Origin of the sequence: Gemmobacter nanjingensis (assembly GCF_014652195.1) — a bacterium.
GTDB classification, from domain to species: Bacteria; Pseudomonadota; Alphaproteobacteria; order Rhodobacterales; family Rhodobacteraceae; genus Gemmobacter; species Gemmobacter caeni.
The window spans coordinates 107,174-123,630 of sequence record NZ_BMYI01000003.1; the positions used below are offsets into that span (position 1 = coordinate 107,174).

Annotated in this window: 14 protein-coding genes; 11 read left to right on the top strand and 3 right to left on the bottom strand. The window is 65.7% G+C overall.

Going from position 1 to position 16,457, the window contains the following annotated elements:
- Positions 1-59: 59 nt before the first annotated feature.
- Positions 60-944: a DMT family transporter gene (locus IE126_RS08235; RefSeq protein WP_189380693.1), complete on the top strand. Its 885-nt coding sequence runs from the start codon at positions 60-62 to the stop codon at positions 942-944.
- On the opposite strand, the gene hisG is transcribed toward IE126_RS08235, so the two are convergent.
- From hisG to hisS, 3 genes are read right to left on the bottom strand one after another with little or no spacing between them, the layout of a single operon-like run.
- Positions 919-1,629: an ATP phosphoribosyltransferase gene (gene hisG, locus IE126_RS08240; RefSeq protein ID WP_189380694.1), complete on the bottom strand. Its 711-nt coding sequence runs from the start codon at positions 1,627-1,629 to the stop codon at positions 919-921. The genes IE126_RS08235 and hisG overlap by 26 nt on opposite strands.
- Before the next feature lie 3 nt (positions 1,630-1,632).
- On the bottom strand, positions 1,633-2,733 hold the full coding sequence (locus IE126_RS08245; RefSeq protein ID WP_189380695.1) for an ATP phosphoribosyltransferase regulatory subunit: 1,101 nt from the start codon (positions 2,731-2,733) through the stop codon (positions 1,633-1,635).
- Positions 2,730-4,217, bottom strand: a complete 1,488-nt coding sequence (hisS, locus tag IE126_RS08250) for a histidine--tRNA ligase (protein WP_189380696.1) — start codon at positions 4,215-4,217, stop codon at positions 2,730-2,732. Before hisS ends, IE126_RS08245 begins: the two co-directional genes overlap by 4 nt.
- Before the next feature lie 80 nt (positions 4,218-4,297).
- On the opposite strand from hisS, the gene IE126_RS08255 reads away from it, so the two are divergent.
- From IE126_RS08255 to IE126_RS08300, 10 genes are all read left to right on the top strand, one after another.
- Positions 4,298-4,498 (top strand): SlyX family protein, encoded by a 201-nt coding sequence (locus IE126_RS08255; RefSeq protein ID WP_082401090.1) that lies wholly within the window; start codon positions 4,298-4,300, stop codon positions 4,496-4,498.
- A 274-nt stretch (positions 4,499-4,772) separates the two neighbouring features.
- Positions 4,773-6,371, top strand: coding sequence for a glucan biosynthesis protein (locus tag IE126_RS08260; protein WP_189380697.1), 1,599 nt, complete (start codon positions 4,773-4,775; stop codon positions 6,369-6,371).
- A complete protein-coding gene (locus IE126_RS08265; protein WP_145693593.1) occupies positions 6,371-6,550 on the top strand; it encodes a hypothetical protein in 180 nt (59 codons plus the stop codon). The genes IE126_RS08260 and IE126_RS08265 overlap by 1 nt, the downstream gene beginning before the upstream one ends.
- Positions 6,551-6,553: 3 nt before the next feature.
- Positions 6,554-8,344, top strand: a complete 1,791-nt coding sequence (gene mdoH, locus IE126_RS08270; RefSeq protein ID WP_054304023.1) for a glucans biosynthesis glucosyltransferase MdoH — start codon at positions 6,554-6,556, stop codon at positions 8,342-8,344.
- A complete protein-coding gene (locus IE126_RS08275) occupies positions 8,331-9,476 on the top strand; it encodes an OpgC family protein (RefSeq protein ID WP_189380698.1) in 1,146 nt (381 codons plus the stop codon). The genes mdoH and IE126_RS08275 overlap by 14 nt, the downstream gene beginning before the upstream one ends.
- Before the next feature lie 166 nt (positions 9,477-9,642).
- Positions 9,643-10,278, top strand: coding sequence for a TetR/AcrR family transcriptional regulator (locus IE126_RS08280; protein ID WP_229825329.1), 636 nt, complete (start codon positions 9,643-9,645; stop codon positions 10,276-10,278).
- A 5-nt stretch (positions 10,279-10,283) separates the two neighbouring features.
- Entirely contained in the window at positions 10,284-11,459 is a 1,176-nt protein-coding gene (locus tag IE126_RS08285; protein WP_108128582.1) for an efflux RND transporter periplasmic adaptor subunit, read from the top strand.
- An 11-nt stretch (positions 11,460-11,470) separates the two neighbouring features.
- The gene (locus IE126_RS08290; RefSeq protein ID WP_189380699.1) at positions 11,471-14,782 is read left to right on the top strand and encodes an efflux RND transporter permease subunit; all 3,312 of its coding nucleotides are present in this window, start codon (positions 11,471-11,473) and stop codon (positions 14,780-14,782) included.
- Positions 14,783-14,894: 112 nt separating this feature from the next.
- Complete coding sequence (locus tag IE126_RS08295) at positions 14,895-15,464, top strand: DUF4202 domain-containing protein (RefSeq protein WP_189380700.1); 570 nt, start codon at positions 14,895-14,897, stop codon at positions 15,462-15,464.
- Positions 15,461-16,447: an MDR family oxidoreductase gene (locus IE126_RS08300; protein WP_189380701.1), complete on the top strand. Its 987-nt coding sequence runs from the start codon at positions 15,461-15,463 to the stop codon at positions 16,445-16,447. The genes IE126_RS08295 and IE126_RS08300 overlap by 4 nt, the downstream gene beginning before the upstream one ends.
- Positions 16,448-16,457 lie beyond the last annotated feature (10 nt).

Consider the following 16,457-nt stretch of genomic DNA (forward strand, 5'->3'; position numbering starts at 1 on the left):
GACACCGCATGTCGCGGCTGCGGCTTGCGCAAACCGGGGTGGCACAGGATGGTGCGGCCATGCAAAGCACCCGTCCCCTCTGGTTGATCCTCGCCCCCGTCATCTTCCTGATCCTGTGGTCGGCGGGCTTCGCCGTGGCCAAGATCGCCGTCGCCCATGCCGCGCCACTGACCATCCTTGCGCTGCGTTATTCGCTGGTACTGGCGCTACTGATCCCCGTGGCACTGGTGATGCGCCCGCCCCTGCCGAAAAGCTGGCGCGCGGCGGGGGATGTGGCGCTGGTCGGGTTCCTCATTCAGGTGGTCTATTTCGGCCTGTGCTATGTGGCCTTCAAGCTGGGCGTTTCGGCAGGCGGGGTGGCGATCATCGTCTGCCTGCAACCGATCCTCGTGGCGCTGGCCGCACCGTGGACAGTGGGCGAGCGGCTGGGCCGCAAGGCATGGACCGGCCTTGCGCTGGGGCTGGCGGGATCGGTCATGGTGATCCTTGGCCGTTCGGCAGTGGCTGCTGAAAACACGCTCGGCCTGGTGCTGACCTTCGTGGCCCTGCTGGGCATCACCGGCGGCACACTTTACGAGAAACGCTTCGGGGTCAGCCACCATCCGGTGACATCGAACCTGATCCAATATGCCGTCGGCGCAGCCTGCACCCTGCCCGTGGCACTGGCGACCGAAAGCGTGGCGATCAACTGGGATGCCGAATTCCTCTGGGCCATGGCCTATCTGGTGATCGGCAATTCGCTGCTGGCCATGACGCTTCTGCTGGCGATGATCCGCGTGGGCGAGGTCGCGCGGGTCTCGGCGCTGTTCTACCTTGTCCCCGCGCTGTCGGCCCTGTTCGCATGGCCCCTGCTGGGCGAGGCCATGCCGCCGCTTTCCTGGGCCGGCATGGCGCTGGCCGCCTTCGGGGTCGCGTTGGTCAGCCGGAAAGCGCGGGCGCGCTGAGCCCGAGCTTCGCCACCAGCGCCTCCAGCACCGCGCGTTCCGCGCCCCAGTCGGCGCGATGCGACAGGAACAGCGTCGCCTGACTGCGGTGGATCACCGCATCGGCCAGGATCTTCAGATGGTTGGCGCGCAGCGTCTCGCCGGTCGAGGTGATGTCCGCGATCGCCTCGGCCGTCAGGTTCTTCACCGTGCCCTCGGTCGCGCCCTGGCTATCGACAAGCTGGTAATCCGCCACACCATTCGCCGTCAGGAAATCCCGCACCAGACGGTGATATTTGGTGGCGATGCGCAGGCGGAAGCCGTGCCGCGCGCGAAAGGCGCTGGCAGCAGCATCCAGATCATCCAGCGTATCAACGTCAATCCAGCAGGCCGGAACCGCGATGATGAGGTCCGCATGACCAAAGCCCAGCGGCGCCAGTTCGGCCACCTGCTTGTTCCAGTCCGCCAGCTTGTCGCGCACGAGGTCCGATCCGGTAACGCCCAGATGGATGCGCCCGGCTGCCAGTTCGCGCGGGATCTCCCCCGCCGACAGCAGCACCAGTTCCACGCCCCCGATGCCTTCCACCGCCCCGGCATATTCGCGCTCCGACCCGGTGCGTACCATGGTCACCCCACGTGCGCCGAACCAGTCGAAGGTCTTTTCCATCAGCCGCCCCTTGGACGGCACCCCGATCTTGAGGCTCATGGTTCAGGCCCCTTTCCGTTCGGCCACCAGCGCGGGCCGGATGATCCCGCCGACGGCGGGGATGGACCGGCCCTGACCCAGAATCGCGGTCAGCGCGTCATAGCGCCCGCCCGAGGCCAGCGGCGGCGTCTCCGCCTCCGCATCGCCGGCATGGAAGGTGAAAACGAAACCGTCGTAATATTCGAGCGTGGTGCGGCCATGGCTCGCCTCGAACGGCAGGCTGGCAGTGTCGATGCCATGGGCGCGCAGCGCGGCCAGCCGCGCCTCGAACCGATCCACTGCCGGGGCGATGGCGGGCATCAGGGGCTGTATGCCGCGCAAATGCGCCAGCGCCGAATCCGCAGGGGCGGCAAGACCCAGCAGATCATAAAGCAGCGCGGCCTCCGGCGCGGCAATCGGCGGTGCCTCGGCATCCTCGATCAGCGCACGGGCACGGTCAGCGATTTCATCGGCACCGCGCAATCCGGTCAACGGCCCGGCGGCCTGCATCAGCGCCTCGGCACTGTCGGTTTTCAGGTGGCCGAGCAGACGCGCCCGTGCCTCGGACACCGGCGCGCGACCCGCGAAACGGTCCAGCAGCGCGCGAAAGCGCCGCGGCCGCCAGACATGACGACGCAGCGCGGCCTTGCGGCGCGGTGTGGTGGTCAGCCCCTCGATGGCCGCCAGCAGGATGCCGATGTCGCCGGTCAGCGCCTTCGACCCGAGCGGGCCAAGCAGCCCGGCGAAAAGGGCAAAGACCTCGGCATCGGCCTTGGGTGCATCGCGATCAAACACCTCGAACCCGACTTGCAGATATTCACTGGCGCGCGGGCCAAGATGGTCCTGCTTTCGGAACACCTCGCCCATGTAGCAATAGCGCGCCGGTTCCGCCCCGCCCGACATATGCGCCTGCACCACCGGCACGGTGAAATCGGGGCGCAGCACCATTTCGCCGCGCAGCGGGTCTTGCGTGACATAGGCGCGGGCGCGGATGTCCTCGCCATACAGGTCCAACAGGGTGCCGGCGGGTTGCAGCACATCCGCCTCCACCGGCGCGGCGCCGGTGGCGCGGAAGGCCGCGAACAGCGCCTCGGCCTCGACGCGGGCGGCGGGGCTGATGGTCATTGGTCCAGCATCCGGCGCACGGCGCTGACCAGATCGCTGCGCGCGACCTCGACCTGCGCGGGCCGGTCCTTCCATTCCTCCAGCGAGGCGCTTTGCGCGATCTTCGCCCCGAGGATCAGGTCTTTCAGCACCACGGTGCCCTTGGCCGCCTCGTCGCCGCCCTGGATCACCGCCACCGGGCTTTCGCGTTTGTCGGCATATTTCAACTGGTTGCCAAAGTTCTTCGGGTTGCCCAGATACATCTCGGCCCGGATGCCCGCGCGGCGCAGTTCGCCCACCATGGCCATGTAATCGGCCATGCGGTCGCGGTCCATCACGGTCACGACAACCGGCCCCTGCGCCGCCTGCCCCATCCGCCCCTTGGCGCGCAGCGCAGCCAGCAGACGGTCCACCCCGATGGAAACCCCGGTCGCCGGCACCGCCTGCCCGGTGAAGCGCTTGACCAGATCGTCATAGCGCCCGCCGCCCGAGACCGAACCGAACTGCCGCTTGCGGCCCTTTTCGTCGAGGATCTCAAAGGTCAGTTCGGCCTCGAAAACCGGGCCGGTGTAATAGCCAAGGCCCCGCACCACGCCGGGGTCGATCACGATACGGTCGGCGCCATAGCCCTGTGCGTCCAACAGATCAGCCATGGTTTCCAGCTCGCCAACACCCTCAAGGCCGATCACGGAGCCACCGACCAGATCGCGCAGCCGCGCGGCTGTAGCCGCACCCGTGTCGCGCTTGGCGGCCATGAAGGCCATCACCACCTCGGCCTGTTCGTCCGACAGCCCTGCGCCCCTGGTGAAATCGCCGCTTTCATCTTTGCGACCCGCGCCCAGCAGGGCGCGCACGCCAGCCTCGCCCAGACGGTCGATCTTGTCGATGGCGCGCAGCACGATGCCGCGTTCGGCCTCGAAGCGGGTCGGGTCGCTGGGGTCCAGCACGCCCGCAACCTCCATCACGCCGTTCAGCACCTTGCGGTTATTGACCCGCACGATGTAGTCGCCGCGCGGAATGCCGACCACTTCCAAAGCGTCCGACAGCATGGCGCAGATTTCCGCATCCGCCGCGACGGTGGGGCTGCCCACCGTATCGGCATCGCATTGATAGAACTGACGGAACCGCCCCGGACCCGGCTTTTCATTGCGCCAGACCGGGCCCATGGCATAGCGCCGGTAGGGCGAAGGCAGATCATTCCTGAACTGCGCCGCCACCCGCGCCAGCGGCGCCGTCAGGTCATAGCGCAGGGCAAGCCATTGGTCGTCCTCGTCCTGCCAGCCGAACACGCCTTCGTTCGGGCGGTCCACATCGGGCAGGAACTTGCCCAGCGCCTCGACCGTCTCGACCGCGCTGGTTTCCAGCGGATCGAAACCATAGGCATGGTAAACCCCGGCGATCTGGTCCAGCATCGCCTTGCGCTCGGTGACTTCGGCACCGAAATAGTCGCGGAAGCCCTTGGGAGGTTCAGCCTTCGGGCGGCGGGCGGGTTTGTCCTTCGACATGGGGATGGCCTCGCTTGCAATCGCGTTTGCCTTAGCGGATGGGGGGCAGCGCGACAAGTGCGGGAAGGGAAAGGCCGGACATGGACAGGATCACCACGCTGGAAGAACAACTCGCCCATCTGGCGCGCATGGTCGAGGATCTGTCGGATATCGTGGTCCGCCAGAGCCGCGAAATGGACATCATGGCCCGCCGCATCGGTCTGCTGATGGAGCGTGAGGCCGAACGCGAGGCCGAGGGCGGCACTATCCCGCTGGCCGACCAGAAGCCGCCACACTGGTGAGCCCACGGAGAGAATCGCCCCCCCGGGAAAGGGCGCGCCGGAGCCGACCGGCAAGAGTGCGCCATCGCACTCGCCCCCCGGAAATCTTCATTCTGCGCCTGCAAATTGCACAGCTTCGGCAAGGCTCCGCAGGCGGCCGCGCAACAGGCGGGCAATTTCGCGCTGATAGGCTGGCCAAGTCACCGGCACACCTTGCAAATCCCGCGCGGGCACAGATATAGCACCCCGAATGCGGCACTGTCCCGAGTGCCCGGAATCTCTTGGAATTCTTGCTATGCTGCCTGGCTCTTCGGCCGAGCTCACCCTCTCGCGCCGCGCTCTGATTCTCTCTGCTGCCTCGGGCGCCATCATGGCGGCTGCCGGTCGTGGTTTCGCACAGGAGGCTGCGACCCCCGCCCCAGATGCTGCGCCACAGCAATTCAGCTTCGACATGCTGACGCGCCAGATGCAGGACCGGGCGGCCCTGCCCTATGCTGCGCCGGAAAAGATCAGCGGCTTCTTTGCCGGACTGAAGTATGATGACTATCGTCTGGTCAGCTTCGATCCGGAAAAGGCACGCTGGAACGATGACAAGGACAGCCAGTTCCAGCTTCATGCCTTCCCGATGGGCTGGCTGTTTGCCGAACCCGTGCGCCTTTACGAAGTGCGCGACGGCCACGCCAGCGAGATGGTGTTTACCACCGACGATTTCCGCTTCCTGAACGAACTGGCCGCCAAAGTGCCGCCGGGCGAGGTGATGCCGGGTGTCGCGGGCTTCCGCCTGCATTATCCGCTGAACCGGCTGGATGTGATGGACGAAGTGGTCGCCTTCCTTGGCGCCAGCTACTTCCGTGCCCTCGGTCAGGGATCGGCCTATGGCCTGTCGGCCCGGGGTCTGGCGCTGAACACCGCGACCGACACGGCCGAGGAATTTCCGCGCTTCTCTGCCTTCTGGATCGACCGTCCGGCGCCGGGCGCGCGCAGCGTCACGGTCTGCGCCGCGCTGGATTCGCCCAGCGTGACCGGGGCCTACCGCTTCGTCATCACCCCCGGCGAGGAAACGGTGATGGATGTGACCGCGCGGCTGTTCTTCCGGGCCGATGTGGTGCAGCTTGGCGTGGCGCCACTGACCTCGATGTATCTGTTCTCGGAACGCAACCGTCACGCCTTTGACGATTACCGCCCGCAGGTTCACGACAGCGACGGCCTGCGCATTACCCGCGCCGATGGCGATGTGCTTTGGCGTCCGCTCAGCAACCCGCCCCGTCTGGCAGGTTCGCATTTCGCCGAAACGACCCCGCATGCCTTCGGTCTTCATCAGCGCGACCGAGAGTTCGCGCATTATCAGGATGCCGAAGCCCGGTACGAGCGCCGCCCCTCTCTGGAGGTGGAGCCGCTGGGGGACTGGGGCAAGGGCGTTGTCCGTCTGGTTGAGATCCCGTCGGACCTTGAGGTGAACGACAATATCGTCGCCTTCTGGGTGCCCGAAGGCTCGGTCAAGGCCGGGGACACGCGCGAATTTAACTACCGCCTGCGCTGGGGCAATCTGCCGGTCGAGGATCGGACCGATCTGGCGCATGTGCTGGAAACGCGGTCGGGTGTCGGCGGGGTTTCGGGGGTGGAAAGCGCCCAGAATACCCGCAAGTTCGTGGTGGATTTCACCGGCGATCCGCTGGACCCGCTGCCCGCTGACGCGCCGGTCGAGCCGGTCGTATCGGTCCATGGCGGCGAGATCGTCTCGCAGAGCTTCCAGCGTGTCTGGGGTTCTGACATCTGGCGGCTGGCGATGGATGTGAAGGCAGAAGAAGGGGCGACCGTGGAACTGGTTGCCCATGTTGCGGGTTTCGGAAGGAAGCTTTCGGAAACCTGGCTCTATCAATGGATCAACGCGTGATGCAAAACACCGCCCCCCTCTCCTCTGCCGAGGTCGAGCGTATGGTGCAGGCCATCGGCACACCTGTTTCGGCGCCCATGGTCATGCCCAAACAGATTCTCGAAGCGCCGCATGGCGGCCTCCTGCGCGGACTGATGCTGCGCCTGCACCTGCTGGCGTCGCCGCGTCAGGGGCTGTAACCCATGTCCGGCCCTGCGGGGCAACCCGGCGCCGCGCTGCCGCGCGCCGTTGCCGTTGTGCTCAGCCTCATCGCCGGGGCCGGGGCCTTCATGCTGTTTCTTCAGTTCGGCATGTCGGACGGGCTGGATTCCATCGATATCGCGCGGTCGGTCCTCATCTTCATTTCGACCTGGTGGCTGGCTTGGGGTGCAGTTCAGGGCCTCATGGGCCTGACAACACAGGCCGCCGCCCCTGCCCTGCCCGATGCACCGCTGACCGCGAAAGTCGCAGTTCTGGTGCCGGTCTATAACGAAGATCCGGTGGCCACCTTCTCGCGCGTGGCGGCGATGGACGAAAGCCTTCAGGCTACAGGACTTGGTCATCTGTTCCACATCGCCATCCTGTCGGACAGCCGGAACGAGGCGATTGCCGCGCGCGAACGCCTCTGGTTCCTGCGTCTGGTCGGGGATCGGGCGGCAGAAGGACGCATCTTCTATCGCCGCCGTGCCGATAACCGGGGCAAGAAGGCCGGGAATATCGAGGATTTCATCCAGAAATCCGGCGGGGCATATGATTTCGCCCTGATCCTCGACGCCGACAGCCTGATGGAAGGCGCGACAATTGTGGAAATGGCCCGCCGGATGCAGGCTGCCCCCGATCTGGGTCTGCTGCAAACCCTGCCGGTGGTGACCCGCGCCGAAACTCGCTTCGGCCGCGCCATGCAGTTTTCCGCAGCCTTCCACTCGCCGGTCTTCGCGCGCGGGCTGGCAATGATGCAGGGTCGCACCGGGCCGTTCTGGGGCCATAACGCCATGGTCCGGGTCCGCGCCTTCGCCGAAAGCTGCGGTCTGCCGGAACTGCGCGGCAAGCCGCCATTCGGTGGCCATGTGATGAGCCACGATTATGTCGAGGCCGCGCTGCTGGCCCGTGCGGGCTGGCGCGTGCGGCTGGACGACGATCTGGGCGGGTCGTATGAGGAAGGCCCCGAAAACATCGTCGATCATGCGAAACGCGATCGGCGCTGGTGTCAGGGCAATCTGCAACACAGCCGCCTGCTGCTGGCCCCGGGACTGAAACCCTGGAGCCGGTTCGTGTTCTTTCAGGGCATCATGGCCTATATCTCGCCGCTGTTCTGGATCGGCTTCATGGTCGCATCGGTTCTGGCGCCCTATTTCGCACCGCCGCCCGATTACTTCCCCGAACCCTACTGGCCCTTCCCGATCTTCCCGCAGGCTGAAACCTCCAAGGCCATCGGCCTTGCCATCGGTGTCTTCGGCCTGCTGATCCTGCCGAAATTCGCCATCGCCCTGCATGCCTCGATGAGCGGTCGCGCCCGCAGTTTCGGTGGCGCCGCACGGGTCTTCGCTTCGGTCTTTGCGGAACTGTTGTTTTCCTCGCTCACCGCGCCGGTGCTGCTCGCCTGGCAGACTCGCAGTGTGTTTCAGGTGTTTCTGGGCCGCGATGGCGGCTGGCCCACCAACAACCGGGGCGATGCCACGCTGAGCCTCGGAGAGGCCTGGGCGGCAAGCCACTGGATCGTGATGACCGGCGCCGTGGCGCTGGCGGGCACCTGGGCCATGGCGCCCGGTCTGGTGGTCTGGATGCTGCCGGTGATCCTGCCGATGCTGGCCGCCCCGCTACTGCTGTCCTGGTCTTCCCGCCCCTCGCGCAGCGGTCTGTTCGTCACGCCCACCGATCTGGCCGAGCCCGCGGTGATGCAGCGCCAGCGCGAAATCCTTGCAATATGGGAGGGTGAAACCGCCCTTCCCAACGCCGCACTTGCCGGAACCGAACCTTCCCATGTCAGCGCCTGAACCCCGCGCCGCGCGCGATCCCCGGCTCGACGTGTTTCGCGGCCTGTGTCTGATGATGATCTTCATCAACCACACGCCCGGCACGATTTACGAGAATTTCACCACCCGGAACTTCGGCTTCTCCGATGCGGCAGAGGCGTTCGTGCTGATGTCGGGCATCGCTGCCGGGCTGGCCTATGGCAAGTATTTCGACCGCCCTGCCCCGTTCTGGGAAGGCGTCGGCCATATCTGGCGGCGGGTATGGACGCTGTATCAGGTGCATATCGTGACCACGGTGATTGCGCTCGGCATCTCGGCCGCGACGATGCTATGGTTCGACGCGCCCGAGGCGATGCGCCTGCATGCGATCCGTTTCCAGTGGCAGAAACCGCTGGAGTTTCTGATCGGCATCCCGCTGCTGACCCATCAGATCGGCTATGCCAACATCCTGCCGCTGTATGCCGTTCTGCTGGCCTTCGCGCCGCTGACACTCTGGGCAGGGTTGCGCTGGCCGCGTGTGACCATGGCACTGTCGGTTGTGCTGTGGCTGGCGGCGGCGATGATCTACTTCAACATGCCCAACTATCCGATGGATGGCGGCTGGTTCTTCAATCCGTTCAGCTGGCAGGTGATCTTCACAGTCGGCTTGTTGAGCGGGATGGCCATTCGCCGGGGCGGCAGCTTCGTTCCAAAGCGGCGCTGGCTGATCTGGCTGGCGCTGGCATGGGTCGGTTTCGCGCTGGTCGCCTCGCTGGCCAAGCCGGTGTCGGATGCTTTCGGGCACATGCTGTATCTTGCCGCCGAGTATCTGCATTTCCACTGGATCTTCATTTCCTTCGACAAGACCTTCCTCGCCCTGCCCCGGCTGAGCCATGCGCTTGCGCTGGCCTATCTGCTGGCCTGCTGGCCGCTGGTGCGGCAACTGGCGGCGCATCGGGCAGCCGCGCCTTTCGCGCTTCTGGGGCGCAACGGGCTGGCGGTGTTCGGGCTGGGCGTCGTGCTGTGCTATGCCGCGAACGGGGTGAAGCTGGTCCTGCCGCAGAGCTTTGCACTGGATACCGCGATCATCGGTGGCGGAATCGGACTGATGCTGCTGCTCGCCTGGTCGAAAGAGGCCTGGCGCCGCGCCGAAAAACGCGCCCGCCTGACCTGATCCCCCTGCAAAACGTGACAGGAACGCCGCAGAAACGGGCAAACCCGTATCTGCGGCGTTCTTTTCAGCATGAAAAATTCAACGCCAGTTGACGCAAGACAGAACTTGCCTCATCTGATGAATGAACATTCACTCGCGACAGGCGGCCCCCGCCGGAGATTCCCTGATGACAAGCCCCCGTATGGCCCTTGCCACGGCCGCGCGTCCGCGCGAGGCCGAAATTCTTGACAGTATCCGCCAGACCTTTGCCGAAAAGGGGTTCGACGGCGCCTCGATGCAGGATCTGGCCCGCGCGGCGGGGATGAGCGTCGGCAATTTCTATCGCTACTTCCCGTCCAAGGCCGCGATGGTCGAGGCTATCGTGACCCGCGATCTGGCCGAGGTTGAGGAAAAGTTCACCAGCATCGCCGCCGCGGCCGATCCGCTGGCCGCGCTGCGCTGCGGGCTGCACCAGCATATCGAGGAAGAATGCTCGGGCTGCGACGACGGCCCGCTCTGGGCCGAAATCACCGCCGCCGCGCTGCGCAAACCGGAAATCGGCGCGGTTGTGCAGAAGATGGAAAGCGAAATTCGCGGCTATCTGCTGTCGGCCTTCGCCATGATTGCCGGAATGCCGCGTGACGAGGCCGAACGCCACTTTGCTGCCCATTCCGCCATGGTGGTGATGCTGGTGAAGGCTGCGGCGATCCAGGCACAGGCCGGGGACCAGGTCAGCGCCGGACGGACTGAACTGAATGAATTGGTAAAACGTATGATCGACGCGGTTCTGGCCGAAGTGGCTGCCGCGAAGTCGAAGGATTGATGAAAATGCGTCATTTCGCTGTCAGCCTGATAATGGCCGCAACCCTGGCCACGCCCGGTGCTTCGCGGGCCGAAGAACCCGTGGCCGCCACGGAAACGGCCAAACCCGCCCTGCCCGCAATCACCGTCTCCGCCGTCGCCCGCCGCGATCTGCGCGACCGGGTGATTGCCGGAGGGCTGGTTGGCGCCGTGGAAGAGGTGATCGTACAGCCGCTGATCGAGGGCCAGCCCATCGAGACGCTGGAGGCTGAGGTCGGCGATTACGTCGAGGCCGGTCAGGTACTGGCCACGCTGTCGCTGACCGCGCTGGAATTGCAGCGCAGCCAGTTGAAGGCCGGGCTGGCCTCGGCACGCGCGACTGTGGCGCAGGCGGAGGCACAGGTGCTGGAGGCCCAATCCTCGGCGGATGAGGCGGGGCGTGTCGCCGCCCGCACCGCTGCGCTGAAGGATCGCGGTCAGGCCAGCACCGCCGCCAACGATCAGGCGCAGGCCGCCGCCGTTTCTGCCACCGCCCGTGTCACGGTCGCCCGGCAATCGCTGGAGGCCGCGCGCGCCCAGGTCGAACTGGCCGAGGCGCAGCTTGCCAATATCGACCTGAACCTGACGCGCACCAAGGTCGTCGCGCCGGTCGCGGGCGAGGTGCTGGCCCGCAATGCGCAGGTCGGTGCGGTGGCCAGCGCCGCCGGGCAGCCGATGTTCGTGCTGATGAAGGATGGGGCGCTGGAACTGCGCGCCGATATCGCCGAGGCCGATCTGGTGCGTCTGCAACCGGAGATGAGCGCCGAAATCCGCACTGTCGGCGCGACCGGGGCCCTGCGTGGCACCGTCCGGCTGGTGGAGCCCGGCGTGAATACGGCGACCCGCCTCGGGACCGCGCGCATCACGCTGGACAATGCCCGCACCGTGCGGTCCGGCATGTATGCCGATGCCGAAATCCTGCTGGCCGAGCACGAGGCGCTGGCCGTCCCGGTCAGCGCCGTTGGCTCCGGCCCTGAGGGCGCGACGGTCATGGTGGTGAAGGATGGCACTGTCACCCGCACGCCGGTGGAAACCGGCATCCGCGACAATGGCTGGGTCGAGATCGTCTCGGGCCTGACGGAGGGCGATCAGGTGGTGACCAAGGCCGCCGCCTTCGTGCGCGATGGCGACCGCGTCAATCCCATCGCCGCCGTGACGCAGTAAGGAGGGCCGCGATGAACTTCTCCGCATGGGCGATCCGAAATCCGGTCGCGCCGCTTCTGGCCTTCTTCATGCTCATGGTGCTGGGCTGGCAAAGCTTCAACAGCCTGCCCATCACCCGCTTCCCCAATATCGACGTGCCGCTGGTTGCGGTGGTGGTGGCTCAGCCCGGAGCCGCCCCCGCCGAGATGGAAACGCAGGTCACCAAAGAGGTGGAGGATGCCGTCTCGGGCATCTCGGGGGTGAAGAACGTCACCTCCACCATCACCGACGGCAATTCGCAAACGCTGGTCGAGTTCCGCATGGAAGTGCCGACCGACAAGGCCGTGCAGGATGTGAAGGACGCCATCGACAAGATCCGCGGTGATCTGCCCGGGGATGTTGAGGCTCCCATCGTCAGCCGCATCGACGTGGAAGGCCAGGCCATCATGACCTTCGCCGTCTCCGCGCCGAACATGACGATGGAGGAACTGTCGTGGTTCGTGGATGACACCATCACCCGCTCGCTTCAGGGCCGTCCCGGCGTCGGTAAGGTTGATCGTTTCGGCGGAGCCGACCGCGAAATCCGCATCGAGCTGGATCCAGTGCGGCTGGGCAGCTACGGCATCACCGCGCAGCAGGTGAGCCAGCAACTGCGGCTGACCAATGCCAATCTGGGCGGCGGCCGGTCAGAACTCGGGACCAGCGAACAGGCGATCCGCACGCTGGGCAATGCCGATACCGTGGCACGACTGTCCAATACCACCATCGCCGTCGGCGGCGGGCGCCATGTGCGGCTGTCGGACCTTGGCACGATCAATGACACCTACGAGGAGCTGCGGTCGTTTTCCAAGTTCAACGGCGATCAGGTGGTGACCTTCGCGGTGTTCCGCGCCAAGGGCGCCTCCGAGGTTTCGGTGGCCGAGGTGGTGAACAGCACGCTGGACGAAGTGCGGGCGAAGCACCCGGATGTTGGCATCTCGCTGGTGGATGACACGGTCTATTACACCTACGGCAACTACGAAAGCGCGCTGCATACGCTGATCGAAGGCGCGCTGCTGGCGGTGCTGGTGGTCTTTGCCTTCCTGCGCAACTGGCGTGCCACGATGATCGCGGCAGTGGCGCTGCCGCTGTCGGCGGTGCCCACCTTCTATGTGATGGACCTGCTGGGCTTCTCGCTGAACCTTGTGAGCTTCCTTGCCATCACGCTGGCCACCGGCATTCTGGTCGATGACGCCATCGTGGAGATCGAGAATATCGCGCGACACATGAGGATGGGCAAATCGCCCTATCGCGCCTCGATCGACGCGGCGGATGAAATCGGCCTCGCCGTCATCGCCACCACTTTCACCATCATCGCGGTCTTTGTCCCGGTCAGCTTCATGCCCGGCATTCCGGGGCAGTATTTCCGGCAATTCGGCCTGACGGTGGCGATTTCGGTGCTGTTCTCGCTGCTGGTCGCGCGGCTGATCACGCCGATGATGACCGCCTATCTGATGCGGTCCAAAGATGCCGCAGGCCATGACGATGCGCATGGTGATGGCTGGTTCATGCGGCAATATCTGCGGCTGGTGCGGCTTTCCACCAGTGGCGGGCTGTTCACCCTGCGGTCAGGCCACCACCTTGTGCCGGCCCGCTATATCACGCTGGTAACAGGCATTCTGGTTCTGGTCATATCTGTCCACTTCATGCTGCAAGTCCCCGGCAGCTTCATGCCGCCCGAGGATGTCAGCCGCGTTGCCATCAGTGTCGAACTGCCGCCCGGCTCGACGCTGGAGGATACCGAGCAGAAGACCGACGAGATGGTGGCCCGCATCCGCGATATCGAAGGGGTGGCGAATGTCTTTGTCCTTGGCGGGTCGTCGCCGACCGGCGATCTGGACATCCGCCGCGCCTCGGTCACCGTGCTTCTGGAAAAGCTGGATCATTCGCTGCTTTACAAGCTGTCGCAGATCGGGAACAGCATTCCCGGTCTGGCGGCCATCGTGCCGGATGTGGAAAGCCACGGCCGCACCGTGCCACAGAACGAGATCGAGGCCGAAATCTTTGCCCGGCTGCATGACGTGCCCGATATCCGTGCCTTCAAGCTGAATGACCGGGGGGAGCGCGATCTGTCGTTCTCGATCCTGTCGGACAACGAGGATGACCTGAACCTTGCAGTCGCCCGGCTGGAGGCCGCCCTGTCGGCCGAACCGCTGCTGGCCAACGTCGCCTCGGAAGGTGCCCTTCCCCGGCCCGAATTGCAGATCGAGCCGAAGCTGGAAGAGGCCGCGCGTCTGGGCGTGACCACCTCGGCCATCGCGGGTGTGGTGCGGGTGGCGACCATTGGCGATGTGGATGCGGCGCTGGCGAAGCTTTCCATCGACAACCGGCTGATCCCGGTGCGGGTGCGGCTGGATGATGCCAGCCGGGGCGATCTGGCACAGCTTGCGGCGCTTGGCGTGCCCACGGCGTCAGGCGCGACGGTGCCGCTGGGGGCGGTGGCCGACATCCGTATCGCGGAAGGCCCGTCCATGGTGGACCGCCTGAATCGCGAACGCCGCGCCACCATCGGCGCCAACCTGCCGGTCGGTGTGGCGCTTGGCACTGCGTCGGAACGCTTCAAGGCAATCACCGACAGCGTCGATCTGCCGCCCAGCGTCCGCGTGGCGGAATCGGGCGATGCCGAGATTCAGGCAGAACTGATGCAAAGCTTCGGCAATGCGATGATCATGGGCCTGATGCTGGTTCTGACCGTGCTGATCCTGCTGTTCGGCTCGGTCATCCAGCCCTTCACCATCCTGCTGTCGCTGCCGCTTGCCATCGGCGGCGTGGCGGCGGCGCTGATCCTCACAGGCAATGCGCTGTCAATGCCGGTGATGATCGGGATGCTGATGCTGATGGGCATCGTGACCAAGAACGCCATCCTGCTGGTGGATTTCGCCATCGAGATGCGCAATCGCGGGATGGATCGGTTCCAGTCGGTCATCGAGGCCGGACACAAGCGGGCGCAGCCCATCGTGATGACCTCCATCGCCATGTCGGCGGGCATGATGCCCTCGGCGCTGGGGGTGGGCGAAGGTGGCGCCTTCCGCGCGCCCATGGCCATCGCGGTGATCGGCGGCATCATCATGTCCACGGTGCTGAGCCTTGTCGTAGTGCCCGCTTTCTTCCTGATCATGGACGACTTGTCGCGTCTGCTGGCCCGGCTGGCCCGTCTGCTGATCGGTCCGAAGGAGGCCGAGCCCGAAGTGCTGAGCCCCGAGGCGATGACGAAAGAACTGACCGATCTCGAATCCCGGCTCTCGCATCTGGAGGCGAAGCGCCCGCCGCCTGACAGCAAGCCCAAGTTGATCGTGGCCGAATGACACCGGAAGCGCCGCCCTTCGGGGCGGCGTTTGCTTTTGCCCACCCTTGCATCCCCTGCCCTTGCATCCCCCGCCCCGCCGTCGCAGGATCGCGGCAAAGGGGAGGGATGCGATGGGCAATCTGACAGCCGCGCTGGCCGCAATCGACGCGGCGAATGCTGCCGATCCGACGCAGGAAGACGGCCAGCCGGCCGCGCTGCTTTACGGCGAAAGGATGAGCGCGGAACTGGCCCGCCAGTATCCCGATGCCCCGGACATCCTGCAAATCGCGGCACGCGGGCAACATGTGGAACGCTGGCTGCTGCCCCGCTCCGACTACCCCGAGGGCAAAACAGGCTATCTGAACTGGCGCCGCGAACAGGGCCGCCGCCACGCGGAACGCGTCGCCGGAATCATGGCGGAGGCGGGCTATGACCGTGATGCGCAGGACCGCGTGGGCGTCTTGCTGCGCAAGGAAGGCATCAAGCGCGATCCCGAGGTGCAGGCGCTGGAAGATGTGATCTGTTTCGTCTTCCTGCGCCACTATTTCGCGCCTTTCGCCGCGAAACACGCGCCGGAGGCCGTGCGCGATATCGTGGCCAAGACCGCGCGCAAGATGTCGCCCCCCGCACGGGCGCGGGCGCTGGAGGAATTTAAACTGCCGCCGGATCTGGCAGCGGCCGTAAGGGAGGCAAAGGCATGAGCATCGACCAAGGCAAGGCGCTGATCGCGCGGGCGGGCGAAGGCAAAAGCTATACCGTGGGGGTGGAAACCCTGACGCTGGCTGACTGGCCCGAAGGTGTGCCGATCCGCGTTGCCCATTCGGCACTGAACTACAAGGATGCGCTGGCCATCACCGGCCGCGCCCCGATCATCCGCAACTTCCCCATGGTTCTGGGTATCGACCTTGCGGGCGAGGTGCTGGAAGACAGCGGGCGTTTCAAGGCCGGTGAAAGAGTGCTGGTCAACGGATGGGGCCTGTCGGAAACCCGCTGGGGCGCCTATTCGCAACTGGTGCGCATGCCGGACGAAATCGTGCAGCCCCTGCCCGCCGGGTTCAGCACCGAACAGGCCATGCAGATCGGCACCGCTGGTTATACGGCCATGCTCTGTGTCATGGCGCTGGATGATCACGGGCTGCAACCGGGCCGCGATGCGGTCCTGGTCACCGGCGCTTCGGGCGGGGTTGGCTCGGTCGCGGTCAGCCTGCTGGCGCGGCGCGGCTATCACGTCATCGCGGTTTCGGGGCGCCCGGAGCAGGCGGGTTTCCTGCAAGAACTTGGCGCCGCCGAGGTGCTGAGCCGCGACGCAATTTCCTCTGGCGGCCGCCCGATGGCAAAAGAGCGTTGGGCGGGCGTGGTGGATGTGGCAGGCGGGCCGATGCTGGCCGATGCCATTGCGCAGACCCGGTATGACGGCATCGTCGCGGCCTGCGGCATGGCGGGCGGCAGGTCACTGGCAACCACGGTTTACCCGTTCATCCTGCGTGGCGTCACGCTGCGCGGCGTCGATTCTGTCATGGTGCCCATGGCACGGCGTGAGGCCGCCTGGGCGCGGCTGGAAGCCGAACTGGATCGTGGACTGCTGGCGCGCCTGTCCTCGACCCGGCAGTTTGACGAATTGCCGACGCTGGGCGCGGACCTGCTGGACGGCCGCCTGCACGGTCGTATCGCCATCGCGCTGTAAGGACGGGCGG